Source organism: Micromonospora sp. NPDC048842 (assembly GCF_040649935.1).
In the GTDB taxonomy this organism is placed as follows: Bacteria; Actinomycetota; Actinomycetes; order Mycobacteriales; family Micromonosporaceae; genus Micromonospora; species Micromonospora hortensis.
In genome coordinates this window covers 165,668-184,038 of record NZ_JBEZGK010000005.1, presented here as the reverse complement: position 1 = coordinate 184,038, position 18,371 = coordinate 165,668, and the positions used below count along the sequence as shown (strand labels likewise).

Genomic DNA, 18,371 nt, shown 5'->3' with positions numbered 1-18,371 from the left:
GTAGAGAGGTCGGTGGCCGTCAGCCGGACACCGCTGCCTTGGCGGGCTCGCGCTCCGCGTCCGGCGGTGAGGCGGGTGGGACGGAGTCCTCGCGGCGGAACGGCCGCATCAGGCTCCCGACAATGGAGAAGCGCCCCTGGCTCTTGTTGTAAACGTCGATCGCGACGGCCAGCAGCAGGACCAGGCCCTTGATGATCTGAACCTTGTCGGTGCCCACGCCTTGGAGCTGGAGGCCGTTGTTGAGCACGGCCATGACGAGACCGCCGACGATCGAGCCGCTGATGGTGCCGATACCACCAGCGACGGCAGCTCCACCGATGAAGACCGCTGCGATGGCGTCCAGTTCCCAGCCGATGCCGTCCTGGCCACTGGAGGCCGCCGAGCGAGCCACGAAGATCATGCCGGCCAGCGCGGCCAGGATGGACATGTTCATCATGACGAAGAAGTTGACCCGCTTGAGCTTCACACCGGACAGCTCGGCCGCCCGGGAGTTGCCGCCCACCGCGTAGATGTGCCGGCCAGCGGCCGTGTTGCGGGTGTAGAAGGAGTAGGCGATGACCAGGACCAGCAGGATGATGCCGGAGATCGGGAAGCTGGTGCCGACGCGACCGCTGGCGAAGCGCAGCGCCGCGAAGGCGATCACGCCGACCATGATGGCCATCCGAAGGACCGAGATCCACATCGGCGTGGGGTCGGCGTCCATCGCCCGACGGGTCTTGCGGGCCCAGAGCTCGCGCCACACCACGGCCACCGCCGCGGCCAGACCGAGCAGCAGCGTCGCGTTGTTGTAGCCGGTGTTCGGCCCGAACTCGGGCAGGAAGCCGGAGCCGATCTCCCGGAAGCCCTCCGGCACCGGAATCGCCTGCGCGTTGCCGATGTACTGGTTGCCACCGCGGAACAGCAGCATGCCGGCCAGGGTGACGATGAACGCCGGCACCCCCATGTAGGCCACCCAGAAGCCCTGCCAGGCTCCGATGAGCGCACCGATGGCGAGGCCGAACAGGATGCCGACAGGCCACGGCAGACCCCACTCGGCCATCGACTTCGCCGCCAGGATGCCCGCGAAGGCCGCGACGGAGCCGACCGAGAGGTCGATATGCCCGGCGACGATCACCATGAGCATGCCGATGGCCAGGATCAGGATGTACGAGTTCTGCTGGAACAGCGCGATCAGGTTGTCCGACCGCAGGGTCAGCCCGTCAGTCCAGATCTGGAAGATCAGGACGATCGCCACCAGAGTGAAGATCATTCCAAACTGGCGAGCGTTGGAGGTGGTTCCTCCGAACAGGTTCTTCTGAAGGTCCTTCAATCGGCTCATCGTGTGGCCATCTTCTTCGTAGAGGTCATCTGCTTCATGAGGGTTTCCGGGGTGGCGTCCGCCCGGGCGATCTCGCCCGTGATGGCGCCTTCGAACACGGTGTAGATGCGGTCGCAGAGCCCGATCAGCTCAGGCAGCTCCGAGGAGATGACGATGACGCCCTTCCCCTGGTCGGCGAGCCGCTGGATGATGCCGTAGATCTCGTACTTGGCACCCACGTCGATGCCGCGTGTCGGCTCGTCGAGGATCAGCAGGTCGGGGTCGGTGAACATCCACTTGGCCAGGACGACCTTCTGCTGGTTGCCGCCGGAGAGCTTCGAGACGCTCTCGTCGACCGTCGGGGCCTTGGTCCGCAATTCCTTGCGGTACGCCTCAGCCGCCTGGTACTCCTCGACCTGGTTCAGGACGCCGTGGTGCGAGATCTTGGACAGCTTGGCGGCCACCGTCGACGTCTTGATGTCGTCGAGCAGGTTGAGGCCGATCGCCTTGCGGTCCTCGCTGACGTAGGCGAGACCGTTGTCGATCGCGTCGGCGACCGACTTCAAGACGATCTCCTTGCCGTCCTTGATGATCGTGCCCGACTCGAACACCCCGTAGGAGCGGCCGAAGACACTCATCGCGAGTTCGGTACGGCCCGCGCCCATGAGACCGGCGAAGCCGACGATCTCGCCGCGGCGCACCACGAAGCTCTCGTTCTTGCAGACCTGCCGGTCGGCGGAGATCGGGTGCCGGACGTTCCAGTCGCGAACCTCGAAGAAGATCTCACCGATCTTCGGCGTGTGTTCCGGGAACCGGCTGCTCAGCTCGCGGCCGACCATGCCCCGCACGATCCGGTCCTCGTCGACCCCGTCCGCCTTGACGTCGAGGGTCTCCACGGTCCGGCCGTCGCGCAGGATCGTGATCTGGTCGGCGATCGCCTCGATCTCGTTGAGCTTGTGCGAGATCATGATCGAGGTGATGCCACGGGAGCGGAACCCCCGCAGCAGGTCCAGCAGGTGCTTGGAGTCGGCCTCGTTGAGCGCCGCAGTGGGCTCGTCGAGGATGAGCAGCTTCACGTCCTTGGCGAACGCCTTCGCGATCTCGACGAGCTGCTGCTTGCCGACCCCGATGTCCTTGATCAGGGTGTCCGGGTCCTCTTCCAGGCCGACCCGGGCCATCAGGTCAAGCGCCATCCGGTTCGCGGCCTTCCAGTCGATCGCGCCCCGCTTGCGCGGTTCGTTGCCGAGGAAGATGTTCTCGGCGATCGACATTCCTGGAATGAGCGCGAGTTCCTGGTGGATGATCACGATGCCGGCGTTCTCGCTCGCCCGGATGTCGGAGAACTTGGTCTCCGACCCCTGGTAGACGATCTTGCCGTCGTAGGTGCCGTGCGGGTACACCCCGCTGAGCACCTTCATCAGGGTGGACTTGCCCGCGCCGTTCTCGCCGCAGATGGCATGGATCTCGCCGGCGCGAACCACCAGGTTGACGTCGGAGAGGGCCTTGACTCCGGGGAACTCCTTGGTGATGGAACGCATCTCAAGGAGGATGGGCACGTCGCTCATCGCTCGTACCACCTCGCCAACGTCATCGGTTACCTCCGGAAGGTTGAACCTTCACTTGGTTTTGTTGTTGACGGCAACGTATTGCGGCCGAAGGGCCATCCGCAAGGCGAGGGACTGTTGAAAAAGTAACAATCCGGTAATATAGATGTCGCACAGTGTTCGTCCGCCACAGCGGCAACGACAGCCCCTCGCGGTACCCCAGGCCTGACCGCAGCACCTGCGTCCACCTGCGTCAACGCGCCAATCGACCCCGGCCATTCCCGCAGCTTTCCCACCAGGAAAGATGCCTCAGGGACGGTGGATTCGGTAACGCAGCGCACACGTCACGCCATCGAGTGATGGGAATCGGGCGTCAGCCCAGCGCCGTACGCGAGGCGCACCACGGGCCTCTGGCGGCTGATGTGACCCACGCCTCTAACGGCCGCATGCATCGATGGTCACCATTCCGCAGCGATGTGCACCGGACGACGGGTCAGTGCCCTGAAGTCCCTTACGCGCAGTTCGTGACGGCACACCGCAACCCGCAGGCCGGGGGCGTCGACTGGTCAGCTCGGGTGCAGCACCGCCTTGATCACGCCGTGCTCCCGCCGGTCGAAGTGGCGATACAGCTCGGGGGCGTCGACCAGGGTGCCGTGGTGGGTGACGATCACACTGGGCCGAGCCCGGCCCGCGACGACCAGGTCCCGCAGCAGGACCGTGTAGCGGCGGTCGTGGGTGCGACCGAACCGGACGGCGACCCCCTTGCTGAACAACGCCCCCCAGGGCGCGACCAGGTCCTCGTGACCGTCCGCACCGGGCCCGGGGTGCGGGTCCCGGTCCGGGTACACACCCGCGACCGCGATCGCGCCGGCGGCGTTGACCAACCGGGCCGCGTCGGCGATGACCTGGTTCGGACGCTCCCGGTCGGGGTGCTCCCGATCGCGGGCCTGGAACCCGACCGCGTCGATGACCTTGTCGACCCCGCCCAGTTTCTCCTCGCCGAGCGGCAGCCCGGTCCGGGCCCGGTCGGCGCGGATCTGCTCGACCGGGTCGCCCCGGCGGAAGTCGATCGGCACGGCACCGATCTCGCCGGCCTTGTCGAGTCGGGCGTCGACCCCGTCGACGGAGTACACCACCCGGGCGCCGCGGAGCAGCGCCGCGTGGGCGCCGAGCAGGCCGACGGCGCCGGCGCCGAACACCGCCACAGTGTCACCGGGCCCGACCTCGGCGAGGGTGGCGGCGGCGTGCCACCCGGTGACGAACGCGTCGGCCAGCAGCACGAAGTCGTCCTCGTACGCGTCCCCCGGCTCGCCCGGCAGGGGTACGCAGTTGGCGTCGGCCCACGGCACCCGCAGCAGGTCGGCCTGCGCACCCCGGTACGGACCCATTCCCGCGTACCCGTACGCCGCGCCCGGCCCCTCGGCCCGGGCCCGCAGACAGGCCGCCGAGAGCCCGCGGCCACACATCACACACGTCCCGCAGAACAGGTGCGTGGGGATCACCACCCGGGTGCCCGGCCGGACGGTCTGCACCGCGGCGCCCACCTCCTGCACGATGCCAAGCGGTTCGTGACCGAGCACCAGGCCGGGCTCGGCGCTGGTCCGTCCGTCGTACATGTGCAGGTCGGTGCCGCACAGGGCGGTGGAGGTGACCCGCACGAGCGCGTCGGTCTCCGCCTCCAGTGTCGCGTCGGGCACCTCCCGCACCGCGACCGTCCGGACGTCCGCGTAGACGACGGCTCTCATCCCGGCTCTCCTGTTCGGCGGTGGAACGGCCGGTCTTCCCCCGACCGGGCCCTTCATGCCTGTCCGACCCCGCAGCCGGCGGCGATGACCGCGGTACCCGCTGCCTAGCCGAGCCGCCCGAGCACCTGACCGCCGTCAGCCCATCGAACGCACCCGGTCGGGCTCGATGGTCAGGATGATCCGGACCTGTTCCTGGCCACCGAACCACGGGTACGGCCCACCGAGGTAGCGCTGCGCCAACTGGTCGATGTGCTCGGCGGCGCCCTCGGTGCTGGTGCGCACCACCCGCCCCCGGACCTCGTGGTAGCGGCCCGGCTTCTGCGGGTCGGAGATCGCCACCGCCACCCGCGGGTCCCGCCGGACGTTTCGGGTCTTCTGGTGGGTCTCCACGGTGTTGATCAGGATGTGCGTGCCGTCGGTGTCCACCCAGGTCTGGGTGAGCTGTGGTGAGCCGTCGGGCATCAGCGTCGTGACGAAGCAGGTGCTCGGCTCGCGCAGCAACATGAGCAGCTCGTCGGGCAGATCCACGACAGGGTCTCCTTCCGGATGACCAACCTCGTGTTGATCACCCGCCAACGGTCGCACGAAATGATCAACGCCGCCGGCTGGCGGCGGCCGGTGATCCACCGGCGTGCGAGGCGGTAGCCGTGTCACCCACGTACCCCACGCGCGGGGTGTCTCACCGGCCGCCGGGCAGGATCCGCGACGGCGAAGATCCTGCCCGGCACATCGGTGTGGCGGTGGGATCAGTGACCGGCGTTCTGCCCGCCGTCGACGTGCAGGATCTCGCCGGTGACGAACGGGGCGGACTCGAGGTAGAGGACGGCGTCGACGACGTCGCTGGTCTCGCCCATCCGACCGACCGGGTGCAGGCCCGCGAGCGTCTCGTGCGTCTCGACCGGGTGCATCGGGGTCTTGATGATGCCGGGCGCGACGGCGTTGACCCGTACGCCGCGAGCCGCGTACTCGATGGCCAGGGACTTGGTGGCCGAGCTGAGGCCGCCCTTGGTCAGCGACGCGAGCACCGACGGAACGTGCGCACTGGGCTGGTCGACGAAGCTGGTCGTGATGCTGACGATGTGCCCCGCGCCCCCGGCCAGCAGGTGCGGCAGGACGCGTCGGGTGAGGTGGAAGAACCCGGCCAGGTTGACCCCGGTGACCAGGTCGAACTCCTCGTCGGTGTAGTCGGTGAACGGCTTGGCGACGAAGACGCCGGCGTTGTTCACCAGTGTGTCGATCCGCCCGAAGCGGTCCAGCGCGGCGCGCACCACCCGCTCGGCGGTGTCGGCCTCGGCGATGTCGCCCCGGACCGTGACGATCTCCGGGTCGTCGGACGCGCCGATCGAGCGCGAGGTCGCCACGACGCCGTAGCCGAGCTTGCGGTAGGCAGCCACGAGGTCGGCACCGATGCCCTGGGAGGCGCCGGTGATCACAACGACCTTCGGGCCCTGACTGCTGTTCATGGGGCTGCTGTTCATGAGGGAATCACCTTCACTAGACGACTGGTCTACTAAAAGCTAGCCGACCGGTCGTGTATCGTCGAGGCATGGGTCGGACCAGTGACGCGAAGAACAAGATCCTCGACGCGGCCGCCACGCTGATCGAGCAGCGCGGCTACACGGCGCTCGGCGTGGCCGAGATCTGCGCGGCGGCGGGCGTGCCGAAGGGCAGCTTCTACTACTTCTTCGAGTCCAAGCAGGCGCTCGCCCGCACGGTCATCGACGAGCACTGGGTCACCCAGCGACGCCAGTGGGAGCAGTTGCTCGGCAGCGAGCGCGACCCGCTACAGCGACTCCGGGACCTGTTCGAGGCCACCGAAGAGGTCCAGCGCGTCGGCCAGCAGAAGGCCGGCGTGGTCGCGGGCTGCCTGTTCGGCAACCTCGCCCTCGAACTCAGCAACCAGGCCGAGGAGATCCGCGGCCGGCTCCAGGAGATCTTCGAGGAGCAGATCAGTCTCATCGAGCAGGTCGTCGCCGAGGCGAAGGAGCGCGGCCTGGCGGGCCCCACGGTCGACAGCCGGGAGGCCGCCCGATCGATCGTCGCGCAGATCGAGGGGCGGGTCCTGCTCGCGAAGTTGCTCAACGATCCGACCCAGCTGGAGACGCTGTGGCGCAACTGCCTCGATCTCCTCCAGGTGCCGGCGCAGGCACGGACCACCACCGGCTGAACGGACGACTGTCGCTGACCGTCCACTCCGGGTGGACTGCGCGGCCCGCTCAGTAGCATCGGCGAGGCACGATATTCAGGCGGACCACTCCCCGACCGGATCGAGCACTCGACATGACTACCGAGCAGACCACGTCTCCCCCGCGTGCCGGTGTCGGCATCGCCGCTCAGGGGCTGGGCCAGAGCGTCCGGAGCGGTCGCCAGATCCTGACCGACATCTCAGTGAGCATCGCGCCGGGCGAGCTGGTCGCGATCATCGGCGCCAGCGGCGCCGGTAAGACCACACTGCTGGAGATCCTCGCCGGGGTACAGCGACCGGCATCGGGCACCGTGACGTACGACGGCACCACCGCGGCCGGCACCATCGGTGTCGTTCCGCAGGACGACATCATCCACCGCGAGCTGCCCCTGGCCCGCACCCTGCGGTACGCCGCCCGACTGCGCCTGCCCTCCACCGCCGGGCCGGCCGAGATCAGTGACCGGGTCGCGGAGGTGCTCGCCGAGCTGCGACTCACCGACCGGGCCACCACGCCGGTCGGCCTGCTCAGCGGCGGTGAACGCAAGCGCGCCAGCATCGCCGTCGAGCTGCTCACCCGGCCCGGCGTGTTCTTCCTGGACGAGCCCACCTCCGGACTGGACCCGGCGATCGCCGTGGAACTGCTCCGGGTGCTCCGGGCGCTCGCGGACACGGGCGCCACCGTCGTGCTGACCAGCCACCAGATCACCGACGTGGACCATTGCGACCGGGTCGTCGTGCTGACCCGTCAGGGCCGACTGGCGTTCACCGGCACCCCGGCCGCCGCCCGAGAGTTCTTCGGCGTGCGGTCCCTGGCCGAGGTGCACCTCCGGCTCGACGAAGCGACGCAACCCGCCGAGTGGCCCGATCGCTTCGCCGAGCAGCGCGCGGCCGCACAGCCGTCCCGCTCCTCCGACGACAACGACACTGACGTCGCCGCGACGCCGCCCCGGCGCGTCGGCCGGCTGCGCCAGTGGGCGGTCCTCACCGCGCGCAACACGGAGATCGTCGTCCGCAACCGGCTGACCCTGGCCATCCTGCTCGGATCGCCGCTGATGGTGCTCGGCATGTTCGCGCTGCTGTTTCGCCCGGGAGCGTTCGAGCCGACCAGACCCAGCCCGACGGTGACCGTGATGATCCTGTTCTGGATCGCGTTCGGCGGGTTCTTCTTCGGGCTGACCTATGGGCTCCTCCAGATCTGCACCGAGCTGCCGATCCTGCGCCGGGAGCGGCTCGCCGGTGTCCGGCTGGTGCCGTACCTGTTGGCGAAGGTCGCGGTGCTGCTGCCGCTGCTGGCCCTGGTGGACCTGGCCCTGCTCGGGGTGCTGCGCGGCATGGACCGGCTGCCGCCGGTCGGCGGTGCCGACTTCGCCGCCCTGTACGCGACCCTGCTGCTCTCCTCGGCGGCGGCGCTCGCCCTCGGTCTGCTCTGTTCGGCGGCCGTGTCCGACGCGGCCCAGGCGACGCTCATGCTGCCGATGCTCTGCTTCCCACAGGTGCTGTTCGTCGGCGCGATCCTGCCGGTGCCGGCCATGGCTGTCGGCGGTCAATGGCTCAGCTACGCGATGTCGAACCGGTGGGCGTTCGAGGGCCTCGGGCACACCGCCGGGGTGGAGCGGCTCTGGCGCGACGGCGGCTCCCCGCTCGGCCCGCCGCTGCTGGCCACGTACGGCGACAGCTTCTCCCGGCCGCTGTGGGTCGACTGGCTGGTGCTCGGCGGTTTCGTGCTGCTCTTCCTGGGCGCGGCCTGGGCGGTCCTGCTCCGACGGGATCCCCGTCGTGGGTCCTGACCCGACGCCGCCCGCCTCCCCCACGGCGCTGCCGGGATACGCCGCCACCGGCCGGATCGACGAGTTGCGCGCCACCGAGTACCGACACCTGGACACCGACGGACAGGTGTACCTCGACTACGCCGGAGCCGGGGTGGCCGCCCGGGCGCAGGTTCGCGCCCACCACGACCGGTTGCTCGCCGGCCTGTACAGCAACCCCCACTCGGAGAACCCCACGAGCGTGGCGGCGGGCTCGCTGGTGGAGTCGGCGCGACGCGCGGTGCTCGACTTCTTCCGCGCCGACCCGGCCGAGTACGCGGTCATCTTCACCCCGAACGCCAGTGGCGCCTGTCGGCTGGTCGGCGAGGCGTACGACTTCGGCCGGGCCGCGAAGCTGGTGCTCACCTGGGACAACCACAACTCGGTCAACGGCATCCGCGAGTACGCCCGGTCGGCCCGCGCGTCCGTACGCTACCTACCGCTGAACGGGCCGGAGCTGCGGGTCGCCGAGCCGGACCTGGTCGCGGCGCTCGACGCCGGCAGTGGCGGCCTGGCCCGTCGGTGGGGCCGGTCCGGTCGGCGCGGGCTGTTCGCCTATCCGGCGCAGAGCAACTTCTCCGGTGTGCAGCACCCGCTGGGCTGGGTGGAGCTCGCCCACCAGCGCGGCTACGACGTGCTGCTCGACGCTGCCGCCTTCGCGCCGACCAATCGCCTGGACCTCAGCGTCGTACGGCCGGATTTTGTCTGCCTGAGCTGGTACAAGCTCTTTGGCTACCCCACCGGTGTCGGGGCGCTGCTGGCCCGCCGTTCGGCGCTGGCCCGGTTGCGCCGGCCGTGGTTCGCCGGCGGCGCGATCCGCGCGGTGAGCGTGCAGGGCGACTGGCACCGGCCGATGGACGACGAGTCGGCGTTCGAGGACGGCACGCTCAACTTCCTGAGCATCCCGGACGTGGAGTTCGGGTTGCGCTGGCTCGACTCGATCGGCGTGGACCTCGTTCACGCCCGGGTCGGCCTGCTCACCGAGTGGCTGCTGGAGCGGCTGGCCACCCTGCGACACGACACGGGTGGGCCGCTGGTCCAGGTGTACGGGCCGGCGACGGGTGCGGGGCGCGGTGGCACTGTGACGTTCAACCTCCGCCACCCGGACGGCACGCTGGTCGACGAACGGCTCGTGGCGCGGGAGGCGGCGGTGGCCGGTCTCTCCCTGCGTACCGGCTGTTTCTGCAACCCGGGCGCGGCCGAGGGCGCGTTCGGGATGAGCCGGACGTCGATGCGGCAGCGGCTGTTGGCGGGCGTCGACACGATCGACCAGTACCTTGACGCGCTGGGGCTGCCGACGGGTGGTGCCGTCCGTGTCTCGTTCGGACTGGCCTCGATCGCGACCGACGCGGAGCGCCTCGTCGACTTCGTCCAGTCGACCTACCTCAACCGGGGCGCCGGTACGGAGTCACCGCTGCCACCTCGGCTGCGCTGCTGACCTCCCGCCCTCGCCGACTAGCTGACCTGGGCCACCGGTGCCGGGCGGTGCTTGATCTCCTCCATGAACGGGAACCGGGCGGTCAGCTCGGCGAACGTCAGGCCGGCCCGCCAGGCGGCGGCCACCTGGGCGACCTGCACCAGGTCCATGACGTCACCGCGGGCGAGAACCTCTCCCGAGACGCGCAGGTCAATCATGAAGTACCGGGCCTGCGAGCCCAGCCCCACGCAGACCACGCCCTCGTCGGAGTGCAGCTCGGCGCAGGTGAACCGGGCCCGCCCCTGCTCCGGCGCGGTCACCCGACCGACGTCGAGCCCGTGGCGGGCAGCGGTTTCGATCAGTGCGGGGGCCAGGCCACCCCGCTCGACCAGATCCGGGTAGAGGCGCACACCCAGCGCCGTCGACGCCTCGCTCATGACTGACTCCCACTTCCTTGTGACAGAGACCAGCAGCGCGCAGGTTACGGGAAAGTTTCCGGCACGCCTCGTCATCCTGTCCCGGGTGGACGCCCCACGGCAATAGGAAGGGTCGATTCGACCGCTATCGAGTAACCCTCGGCCGCGCCGAACTCCTTCGATGGGTCGGCGTCGTCCATCTCGGAGGCATCGAGCATTGCCATGGCGAGGACCGGCGTCGGCGCTCCGCCGCTCACTGGTCAGCATCGGGCGGTAACGGACGGTCGTGATATTGGAAACACTCTTGACAGAAAGACATGATATCGACATGCTTCGCTCTAGAGAGCGCTCTCTACCCTGGTAGACCGCCTCCACCACCACCCCCCAAGCTGAGGAGCCTCCCGTGTTCACAGCCCGGCCCAGCCTCCGCTTCCGCCCCCTCGTACTCCTGGCGGCCGCCCTCGTCGCGACAGCGACGGCGCTCGTCGTCCCGGCGCACCCCGACCGGGCCGAGGCCGCCATCGGCCCCATCAGCTGGCAGGACGAGTTCAACTCCGCCGCCGGCACGCCCGTCGACCAGAACAAGTGGCGGTTCGACACCGGCGGCGGCGGTTGGGGCAACAACGAGCGGCAGTACTACACGAGCAGCACCAGCAACGCCGTCCACGACGGCCAGGGCAACCTGGTCATCACCGCCCGCCGGGACAACCCCGCCAACTACCAGTGCCACTACGGGCGCTGCGAGTACACGTCGGCACGGTTGCTGACGGCGGCCACCTTCACCCAGACGTACGGGCGGTTCGAGGCCCGGATCAAGGTCCCACGTGGTCAGGGCATCTGGCCGGCCTTCTGGATGCTCGGCACCGGCGGCGGGTGGCCCGACGCCGGCGAGATCGACATCATGGAGAACATCGGCCGGGAGCCCAACACCGTCTACGGCACCGTGCACGGGCCTGGCTACTCCGGCGGCGGCGGCATCACGGGCAGCCGCACCCTCGGCGCGCCGCTCGCCGACACCTTTCACACCTACCGGGTGGACTGGGAACCGAACGTCATCACCTGGTACGTCGACGGGGTGCAGTACCACCGGGTCGATCCCGCTCGGCTCGGCGGCAACCGCTGGGTGTTCGACCACCCCTTCTTCATGATTCTCAACGTGGCGGTCGGTGGCAACTGGCCCGGCTACCCGGACGGCTCGACCCAGTTCCCGCAGCAGATGCTCGTCGACTACGTCCGGGTGTCCAGCTACACCTCGGGTGGCGGGGGTGACCCGACTCCCGGCACCAACCGCATCAGGGGTGCGCAGAGCGGTCGCTGCATCGACATCCCCGGTGCCAACCCGGTCGAGGGCGCCAAACTCCAGATCTGGGACTGCAACACCACTGCGGCCCAGAGCTGGACCTTCGCCTCCGACGGGACCATCCGCGCGATGGGCAAGTGCATGGACCCGGCCTGGGCCGGCACCGCCAACGGCACCGAGGTCAACCTGGTCAGTTGCAACGGCAACACCGCGCAACGCTTCACCCTCAACGCCGCCGGCGACCTGGTCAACCTCAACGCCAACAAGTGCGTGGACGTACGGGAGGCCAACCCCAACAACGGTGGCAAGCTGCACCTGTGGGACTGCCTCGGCGCGGCCAACCAGAAGTGGTCTCGCATCTGACGATCCGAGCTCGAAGGCGTGGGCCGTCCGAGGAGACTCGGGCGGCCCACCGCCGTCGGAGGGCTCCCGCTCACCTCGTGGAACCGAATTACCTCGATGGGCGGGGAGGCTCGGCTCATGACCACTATGTTCGGATTAGTCCAGAATCCGGCAGTTCCGGGAGTGAGCTCATGTCGCACCACCTCGATACGCCCCTGGCCGCCCAGGGTGGCCAGTTGTACATCGACGACCTGTACGTCTTCAACGGTGACCGCGCCACAGTCTTCGTCATGGACGTCAACAGCTCGGTGACCAAGGCCGACATCAAGCGCGGCTTCCACGCCGAGGCGCGTTACGAGATCAAGATTCACATCAACGGCACCGAGGTGGAGGACCTCACCTACCGGTTCGCCTTCGGCGAGCCGGACGGCGAGGCCCGGCAGGCCCTCCAGTTGTACGAGCTCACCGGAGCGGACGCCCGCGACGACGCCGCCATGGGCACCCCCATCGCCGAGGGGCGAACCGGCGAGGTGACGACCGGTGGCAACGTCCGGATCTGGGCCGGCCGGATCACCGACCCCTTCTACGTCGACCTCGACGAACTCGCCACCATCAACGGCGCGGTCAAGAGCGGTTCGCCTGTGGACCGCTCCGCGTGGCGGGTCGATCAGGCCAAGAACAGCTTCGCCGGCACCACAGTCGAGTCGATAGTCCTCGAGGTCTCCCACGACGAGCCACTGCTGCGCGACGGCACCGAGATCGGCGTGTGGTGTCGCACCATGCTCGCCACCGACGCCGGCGGATGGCGGCAGATCAACCGCGCCGGCCACCCCATGATGTGGCCGATCTTCTGGCCCCACGACACCGACTTCTCCGACCCCGCGAACTTCCGGCACCCCAGCAACGACCTCACCGAGGGCGGCGAGGAGATCGCGAACGCGGTCGCCGGGGTGGTCAAGGCGAACGGCACCGCACCGGACCCGCAGGCGTACGGCTGGAGCGTCGCCCGGCAGCTCTACCCCGACCTGCTGTCGTACAAGGTCGGCACGGCCGCGAACTTCGGCTTCGCGGTCCGCAACGGACGCACCCTGGCCGACAACGCGCCCGAGGTGATGTTCTCCCTGGTCCTCAACACCGGCACCACGGCCGGCCTCACCTCGGAGGTCACCAAGGCGGCCCGTTCCGCCACGTTCCCGTACGTGGTCGCGGCCTGAATCCGCTCTGGGGGCTCGGCGGCCGGCACGGGCGCCGATGCCCTTGCCGTGCGCGCCCTCCGTGACGGCCGAGCGGGCGTGACGGGCCCCTCCCGCGCACCCGACGCCACTACATCCAGCAACGAACACGATCATCGAACGCCCACCGGGTGATGCTCGCACCATTCGGTCACTTATGGGCGTTTTGCGTAGTTAGTCTTCTAAGTGCTTCCCAGGGTTCTTTAGGACAAAGGAGACTCGATGCGTAGAAAGATTCTCGCGGGCTTGGCCGGCGTCGCCGCCGTCGTCGCGCTCGCCGGACCGGCCGCCGCGGACACGACGGGCGACACGATCGTGACCCTCACCGTCGACGCCGCCGGCGGTCTGTCGATCACGGTGCCGGCGACGGCGAACATCGGGAACGGCGTGGAGGGCACGACGGTCTCCGGTCAGCTCGGCCCGGTCACCGTGCTGGACCAGCGCGGGGCGCTCACCCCCAACTGGACCGCCAACGTCGTCTCCACCGACTTCGTCACCGGCGGTGGCTCCTCCGGGGAGACGATCCCCAACATCAACGTCCAGTACTGGTCCGGCCCCGCCACGGCAACCGCCGGTGGCGGCACCTTCACACCGGGTCAGCCGACCGCCGCCCAGCAGGTGATCATCAACGTTCCCCGCACGGCGATGAGCCACACCGGCGGCACCGGCAACAACTTCGCCACCTGGAACCCGACCCTGGTGGTGGACGTGCCCGTCGGCACCGTCCAGGGTGTCTACACGGGAACGGTGACACATTCGGTGTTCTGAGCCGCTCGGCCGGCTGGTGCTGCTGGCCTCGGTCGCCCTCGTGGCGCTCGGGGTTTCGGCGGCACCAGCCGTTGCCGTGCGGGAGCAGCGACAGGACCCGGCAGAGGAAGCCGCGATCAGCATCCGGATGCTGGACATCCCGGCCAGTCGGGTACAGGACCCCCGGGCCCAGGTCTACATCGTGGATCACCTGAAGCCCGGGACGACGATCAACCGCCGGGTCGAGGTGCAGAACACCTCCACCGAGACGCAGAAGATCGAGTTCTATTCCGGCGCCGCGTCGGTCGAGAACAACGCCTTCACAGTGCCCCAGGGGCGTACGGGCAACGAACTGAGCGGATGGATCCGGCTGAAGACCGCCACCATGGAACTGGACCCGGGCGAGCGACAACCAGTCGAGGTCGAGCTCGCCGTGCCGAGGAAGGCATCCAAGGGCGAGCGGTACGCCGCGATCTGGGCGCAGGTCACCAGCGCGAAGGAACGCACCGGCAACGTCACCCAGATCCACCGGGTGGGCATCCGGGTCTACCTCGACGTCGGTCCGGGTGGTGAGCCGCCGACGGACTTCCGGATCGAAGGGTTGGCCGCCGAGCCGGGCACCGGTGAGTTCCCGGTGGTCACCGCGAAGGTCACCAATACCGGCGAACGCGCGCTGGACATGACCGGCACCCTGTCGCTGACGAAGGCGGCGGTCCAGGCCGGCCCCTTCAAGGTGACAAACGGCGTGACGATCCTGCCCGGCCAGAGCGGTCAGGTGCGGATCGAGGTCAACCAGGCCCTGCCCGCCGGGACCTGGGACGTGCACGCGAAGCTCGCCAGCGGCACCGTGGAGCGCACCGCGACCGGGAAGATCGTCCTCCCCGTGGCGGCGCCGATGACTGTCGCGACGTCCAGCGGGCCGAGTTGGCTGGTCTACACGGTCGGCGGCATCGCCGGGCTGGTGCTGGTCGCCCTTGGTGGCTGGTACCTCGTCCGGCGGCACCGGACCCAGCTGGCCTGACGTTTCCCGACCAGAGACTGCCCGGCCGTTCCCCCCGGAACGGCCGGGCAGCACCGTCTGACCGAGTTGATCATGGACTTGTGGTGGCCGACTTGGGAACAATCAGACTGATTTGTCCCCCACCACAACTCCGTGATCCACGAGGCGGGGCGGCGGGCGAGGGGTGTGGGCGGGAGTTAGATGACCGAGTGCGTCACGACCGCCACGTAGTCGCCGACCACCACCCCGGACGGGAGGGTCACCAACAACGTGGGGTTCCAGGTGGCGGAGTTCGGGCCTCCCGTTTCGCCGGACCACCCGGCGGCCGTACGCGGCGTGTTCAGCACCGCCCCGGGCTGTGGGACGAATGATCCGACCCCGGTGCTGGCAAGGGCGGGCCCGGAGGCGTAGGTGATGTTGCTGTTGGGGATGGTCTCGCCACCCGAGCCGGAGCCGGTGGTGAAGCTGGTGCTGGAGACGACGCTGACCCAGTTACCGGAGAACGGTCCACGATCGTCGGTGACGGTCACCGGGCCGAGTCGGCCCGAGACGCCTGTCGTGCCCGAGGTGACGGTGCCGAGCGCCGAGATCGCCGGGACGCTGATGGAGAGCCCACCGAGCGGGGTGATGACCAGGTCGACCGGGCGGCTCGCGGACTGGTCGAACGAGTCGGTCACCCGGACGGTGAACGGGAACGTCCCGGACACTGTGGGAGTGCCGGAGAGCAGGCCGGTGACCGGGTCGAGGGTCAGCCCGGCCGGCAGGCTCCCAGCGCTGACCGACCAGGTGAACGGGGCGGTGCCGCCGGTCACTGTGAGCTGGTACTGGTACGGCTCGTACGCCTTGCCGGGTGGGGGCGGTGGGAAGGTCAGCGTCGGCGACGCGTTCACGGTCACCGACCCGGAGGGGGCCGACTGCGGGCCGGTGCCGCCGGCGTTCGTCGCGGCCACCCGGAAGGTGTACGTGGCGCCGGCGGTCAGCCCGGTGACGATCTGGGTCGTGGCGGTTCCGCTGAAGACCCGAGGTGTCTGCGCCACCCCGCCGAGATACGGCGTCACTGTGTAACCGGTGATCGGCGATCCGCCGTTGGCCGGGGCCGTCCAGCTCACAGCGGCGGCGTTGGTTCCGGGGGTGGCCGCTGTGTTCGTCGGCGCTCCCGGGAGTGTGTAGGGGACCACCGCCGCCGAGGGCGGACTGGCCGCGCCGGTCCCGAACGCGTTCACCGCCGCCACCCGGAAGGTGTACGACGAGCCCGCGGTCAGCCCGGTCAGGGTGCGGCTGGTGGTGGAGGCGTCGAAGGTGAGTGTTGGTTGGGTGACGCCGTCCCGGATCGGGGTGATCAGGTAGCTGGTGATCGGGCTGCCGTTGTTCGCCGGCGCGGTCCAGCTCACTGTGGCGCTGGTGACGCCCGCGACAGCCGTGGGCGCTGTCGGTGTGCCCGGTGTGGACGCGTAGACGTAGTTCGCCGATCCGGCGGAGCCCCGGGTGACGACGCTGACGGTGACCGTCGCCGGGCTGGACCGGGCGGGCATGGCGGAGATGGCGAGGGTGCCGTCGGGGTTCACAGTGAAACAGCCGGCGGCCGGGCCGGAGGTGCACGGCACCAGCAGCACCGACGTGCCGGCCTGCTGCTCGGCGGCCGTACCGATGGTGATCGCTGTCGCTCCGGTGAGGTTGCTGCCGCCGACGGTCACCGGGATGCCCCCGGAGATCGAGCTCTGGGCCGGGGTGACTGTGACGCCGCTGGGTGCGGTGGCCGGCGCGATCGGTGTGGTGCTGGTGGCCAGGCCCGGGTTCGCGTCGATCGACGACGAGGTCGCCACCGTCGCGGTCTGGATCTGCGTCGGTGTCACGCCGGTGCCGATGACGGTCGCGACGACGGTGATGGGCGGCAGGGAGGTGCCGCCGGCGAACGGGCCGTTGCTGTTGGTGCAGGTGACGGTCTGTCCGGACGGTGCGGCGCAGACCCAGCCGGAGCCGTACGCGGCGCGTGGGACGACACCGGCGGGCACGGTCTGGGTGACCGAGATGGGTGACGTCTCGGTGGCGCCGGCATCGACCCCGGCGGTGATCGCGTAGGTGACCGGGTCACCGGGCTGCGGGGTGGCGCCGACCGCGCTGGTCTGCGTGACGTTCAGGTCCGGTACCGGGTTGAAGCTGACCGCCCGAGCGTCGTCGACCTCGTGGAAGTCGGTGACCGAGCCGGTCGAACCCACCCAGCCGAAGGCTAGTTGCCGGGGGTAACCGCTGGCGTTCAGCCAGGTCGGCGACGGGTAGAGGCCGGACGCCACGACCGGGAGGCTGCCGGCAAGCGTTCGTGCCGTTCCCCCGACCGGGGTGAACCTGATCCGGTACTGGCCGGCGGGAGTGGTGATTCCGGAGTCGGTGGTGAACGGCGAGGCGGTGGTGTTGATGACCACCTCGACCGGCACCACTGACGCGGCCCGGGTGGCGGCCCGCAGCGCGAGTGCCGCCGAGGATGTGGTGGTGGCGGTGCTGTTGATCGCGCAGTAACCGACAGCGTTGCGGCCCGGCCCCCGGACCACGACCTGGCCGGGGACCCGGCCGTTCGTGGTCGAGATGTACGGCGGGTTCGTACAGCCGGTCCCCTGGTAGGTGCTGTTGCTGAAGTTGCCGAAGACGTCCAGCCCGATGCCGAGGTAGCCGTTGGAGAGGCCCGCCGACACTCCGTTGAACGCCGCCGAGTAGCCCAGCGAGCCGCCCGGCTGGCCGAGGGTGGACGGGGGTCTCGGGTTGGCCGGGTCGACGGCGGCCAGGACGAAGGCGAGGCCGTCCGCCCCGGGGTTGATGCCGCCGTACTGGTAGGTGTTGAAGGTGACGTGCAACCCCTGCGAGGTAGGCACGCTCACCGCGCCGAACACTCCACCCTGGCGGGTGATGGCGGCGGGGGTGAGGCGCAGCTTGCCGGAGCCCTGCGGGTCGGTAGAGGTGGTGCAACTGAGCAGCGGGCCGATCGTGGAGTTGCCCGCCGCGCTCAGGCAGGCGGCGTTGGTGGCGAGGAGACCGGGCACTGCTGGCACCGCCACCGCGCCGACGCCATTCGCGGTGTTGTTGTGGAAGGGTTGGTCGAACAGCACCGAGCCGGCCGCCGAGGCCGGGAGCGGCGCTACCGCGAGAACTCCCACTGTCACGGCTACCGCCAGCGTTGCGATTCTGCTCGGACGACGCCGGCCCCGAAACGACATGCCCACCCCCAGCTTTCACTCCAGTCCCGAGCCGGACTATATCCGCCAAAACCACCCAAATTTCTCGTACGGGGATAAAGACGACTGGGGTGCTCGAGCACGCAAAAGCGGACCGACCCCCTCGGTCACGCCGGG

Annotated in this window: 14 protein-coding genes; 7 read left to right on the top strand and 7 right to left on the bottom strand. The window is 69.4% G+C overall.

The genetic code is table 11. The annotated features are described in order from the left end of the window. Nucleotides 1–19: 19 nt before the first annotated feature. From mmsB to AB0C19_RS09630, 5 genes are all read right to left on the bottom strand, one after another. A complete protein-coding gene (mmsB, locus tag AB0C19_RS09650) occupies nucleotides 20–1,318 on the bottom strand; it encodes a multiple monosaccharide ABC transporter permease (protein ID WP_357182059.1) in 1,299 nt (432 codons plus the stop codon). After that, a complete protein-coding gene (gene mmsA / locus AB0C19_RS09645; protein ID WP_357182056.1) occupies nucleotides 1,315–2,862 on the bottom strand; it encodes a multiple monosaccharide ABC transporter ATP-binding protein in 1,548 nt (515 codons plus the stop codon). Before mmsA ends, mmsB begins: the two co-directional genes overlap by 4 nt. A 545-nt stretch (nucleotides 2,863–3,407) precedes the next feature. Then, entirely contained in the window at nucleotides 3,408–4,586 is a 1,179-nt protein-coding gene (locus AB0C19_RS09640; protein WP_357182053.1) for an alcohol dehydrogenase catalytic domain-containing protein, read from the bottom strand. A 135-nt stretch (nucleotides 4,587–4,721) separates the two neighbouring features. After that, entirely contained in the window at nucleotides 4,722–5,114 is a 393-nt protein-coding gene (locus tag AB0C19_RS09635) for a PPOX class F420-dependent oxidoreductase (RefSeq protein WP_357182050.1), read from the bottom strand. A 218-nt stretch (nucleotides 5,115–5,332) separates the two neighbouring features. After that, on the bottom strand, nucleotides 5,333–6,064 hold the full coding sequence (locus AB0C19_RS09630; RefSeq protein WP_357182047.1) for an SDR family oxidoreductase: 732 nt from the start codon (nucleotides 6,062–6,064) through the stop codon (nucleotides 5,333–5,335). A 68-nt stretch (nucleotides 6,065–6,132) separates the two neighbouring features. Between AB0C19_RS09630 and AB0C19_RS09625 the strand changes: the two genes are divergently transcribed. The 3 genes from AB0C19_RS09625 to AB0C19_RS09615 all read left to right on the top strand — a co-directional run bounded on the left by AB0C19_RS09625 (nucleotide 6,133) and on the right by AB0C19_RS09615 (nucleotide 10,014). After that, nucleotides 6,133–6,753 carry a TetR/AcrR family transcriptional regulator gene (locus AB0C19_RS09625; RefSeq protein ID WP_357182044.1) on the top strand — a complete coding sequence of 207 codons (621 nt, stop codon included), beginning with the start codon at nucleotides 6,133–6,135 and terminating at the stop codon, nucleotides 6,751–6,753. A 113-nt stretch (nucleotides 6,754–6,866) separates the two neighbouring features. After that, nucleotides 6,867–8,558, top strand: a complete 1,692-nt coding sequence (locus AB0C19_RS09620; RefSeq protein WP_357182041.1) for an ATP-binding cassette domain-containing protein — start codon at nucleotides 6,867–6,869, stop codon at nucleotides 8,556–8,558. Beyond that, nucleotides 8,548–10,014: an aminotransferase class V-fold PLP-dependent enzyme gene (locus tag AB0C19_RS09615; RefSeq protein WP_357182038.1), complete on the top strand. Its 1,467-nt coding sequence runs from the start codon at nucleotides 8,548–8,550 to the stop codon at nucleotides 10,012–10,014. The genes AB0C19_RS09620 and AB0C19_RS09615 overlap by 11 nt, the downstream gene beginning before the upstream one ends. 17 nt (nucleotides 10,015–10,031) lie before the next feature. Here AB0C19_RS09615 and AB0C19_RS09610 read toward each other — a convergent pair whose 3' ends face one another. Further along, the gene (locus tag AB0C19_RS09610; RefSeq protein WP_112585399.1) at nucleotides 10,032–10,430 is read right to left on the bottom strand and encodes a hypothetical protein; all 399 of its coding nucleotides are present in this window, start codon (nucleotides 10,428–10,430) and stop codon (nucleotides 10,032–10,034) included. Between the two features lie 382 nt (nucleotides 10,431–10,812). Here AB0C19_RS09610 and AB0C19_RS09605 point away from each other — a divergent pair, with 382 nt between their 5' ends. The 4 genes from AB0C19_RS09605 to AB0C19_RS09590 all read left to right on the top strand — a co-directional run bounded on the left by AB0C19_RS09605 (nucleotide 10,813) and on the right by AB0C19_RS09590 (nucleotide 15,051). Next, complete coding sequence (locus tag AB0C19_RS09605) at nucleotides 10,813–12,072, top strand: family 16 glycosylhydrolase (protein ID WP_357182035.1); 1,260 nt, start codon at nucleotides 10,813–10,815, stop codon at nucleotides 12,070–12,072. 170 nt (nucleotides 12,073–12,242) lie between these two features. Beyond that, on the top strand, nucleotides 12,243–13,265 hold the full coding sequence (locus AB0C19_RS09600) for a DUF4331 family protein (RefSeq protein WP_357182032.1): 1,023 nt from the start codon (nucleotides 12,243–12,245) through the stop codon (nucleotides 13,263–13,265). A gap of 240 nt (nucleotides 13,266–13,505) precedes the next feature. Beyond that, nucleotides 13,506–14,051, top strand: a complete 546-nt coding sequence (locus AB0C19_RS09595) for a hypothetical protein (protein WP_357182029.1) — start codon at nucleotides 13,506–13,508, stop codon at nucleotides 14,049–14,051. 76 nt (nucleotides 14,052–14,127) lie between these two features. Next, nucleotides 14,128–15,051: a hypothetical protein gene (locus AB0C19_RS09590; RefSeq protein WP_357182026.1), complete on the top strand. Its 924-nt coding sequence runs from the start codon at nucleotides 14,128–14,130 to the stop codon at nucleotides 15,049–15,051. 176 nt (nucleotides 15,052–15,227) lie between these two features. On the opposite strand, the gene AB0C19_RS09585 is transcribed toward AB0C19_RS09590, so the two are convergent. Further along, nucleotides 15,228–18,182 carry a fibronectin type III domain-containing protein gene (locus tag AB0C19_RS09585; RefSeq protein WP_357182023.1) on the bottom strand — a complete coding sequence of 985 codons (2,955 nt, stop codon included), beginning with the start codon at nucleotides 18,180–18,182 and terminating at the stop codon, nucleotides 15,228–15,230. Nucleotides 18,183–18,371 lie beyond the last annotated feature (189 nt).

What these genes read in the sequence shown, in the direction of transcription:
- AB0C19_RS09625 (WP_357182044.1), top strand. Translation starts at nt 6,133, where the DNA reads ATGGGTCGGACCAGTGACGCGAAGAACAAGATCCTCGACGCGGCCGCC.
- AB0C19_RS09640 (WP_357182053.1), bottom strand. Translation starts at nt 4,586, where the DNA reads ATGAGAGCCGTCGTCTACGCGGACGTCCGGACGGTCGCGGTGCGGGAG.
- AB0C19_RS09630 (WP_357182047.1), bottom strand. Translation starts at nt 6,064, where the DNA reads ATGAACAGCAGCCCCATGAACAGCAGTCAGGGCCCGAAGGTCGTTGTG.
- AB0C19_RS09620 (WP_357182041.1), top strand. Translation starts at nt 6,867, where the DNA reads ATGACTACCGAGCAGACCACGTCTCCCCCGCGTGCCGGTGTCGGCATC.
- mmsB (WP_357182059.1), bottom strand. Translation starts at nt 1,318, where the DNA reads ATGAGCCGATTGAAGGACCTTCAGAAGAACCTGTTCGGAGGAACCACC.
- AB0C19_RS09595 (WP_357182029.1), top strand. Translation starts at nt 13,506, where the DNA reads ATGCGTAGAAAGATTCTCGCGGGCTTGGCCGGCGTCGCCGCCGTCGTC.
- AB0C19_RS09600 (WP_357182032.1), top strand. Translation starts at nt 12,243, where the DNA reads ATGTCGCACCACCTCGATACGCCCCTGGCCGCCCAGGGTGGCCAGTTG.
- AB0C19_RS09610 (WP_112585399.1), bottom strand. Translation starts at nt 10,430, where the DNA reads ATGAGCGAGGCGTCGACGGCGCTGGGTGTGCGCCTCTACCCGGATCTG.
- mmsA (WP_357182056.1), bottom strand. Translation starts at nt 2,862, where the DNA reads ATGAGCGACGTGCCCATCCTCCTTGAGATGCGTTCCATCACCAAGGAG.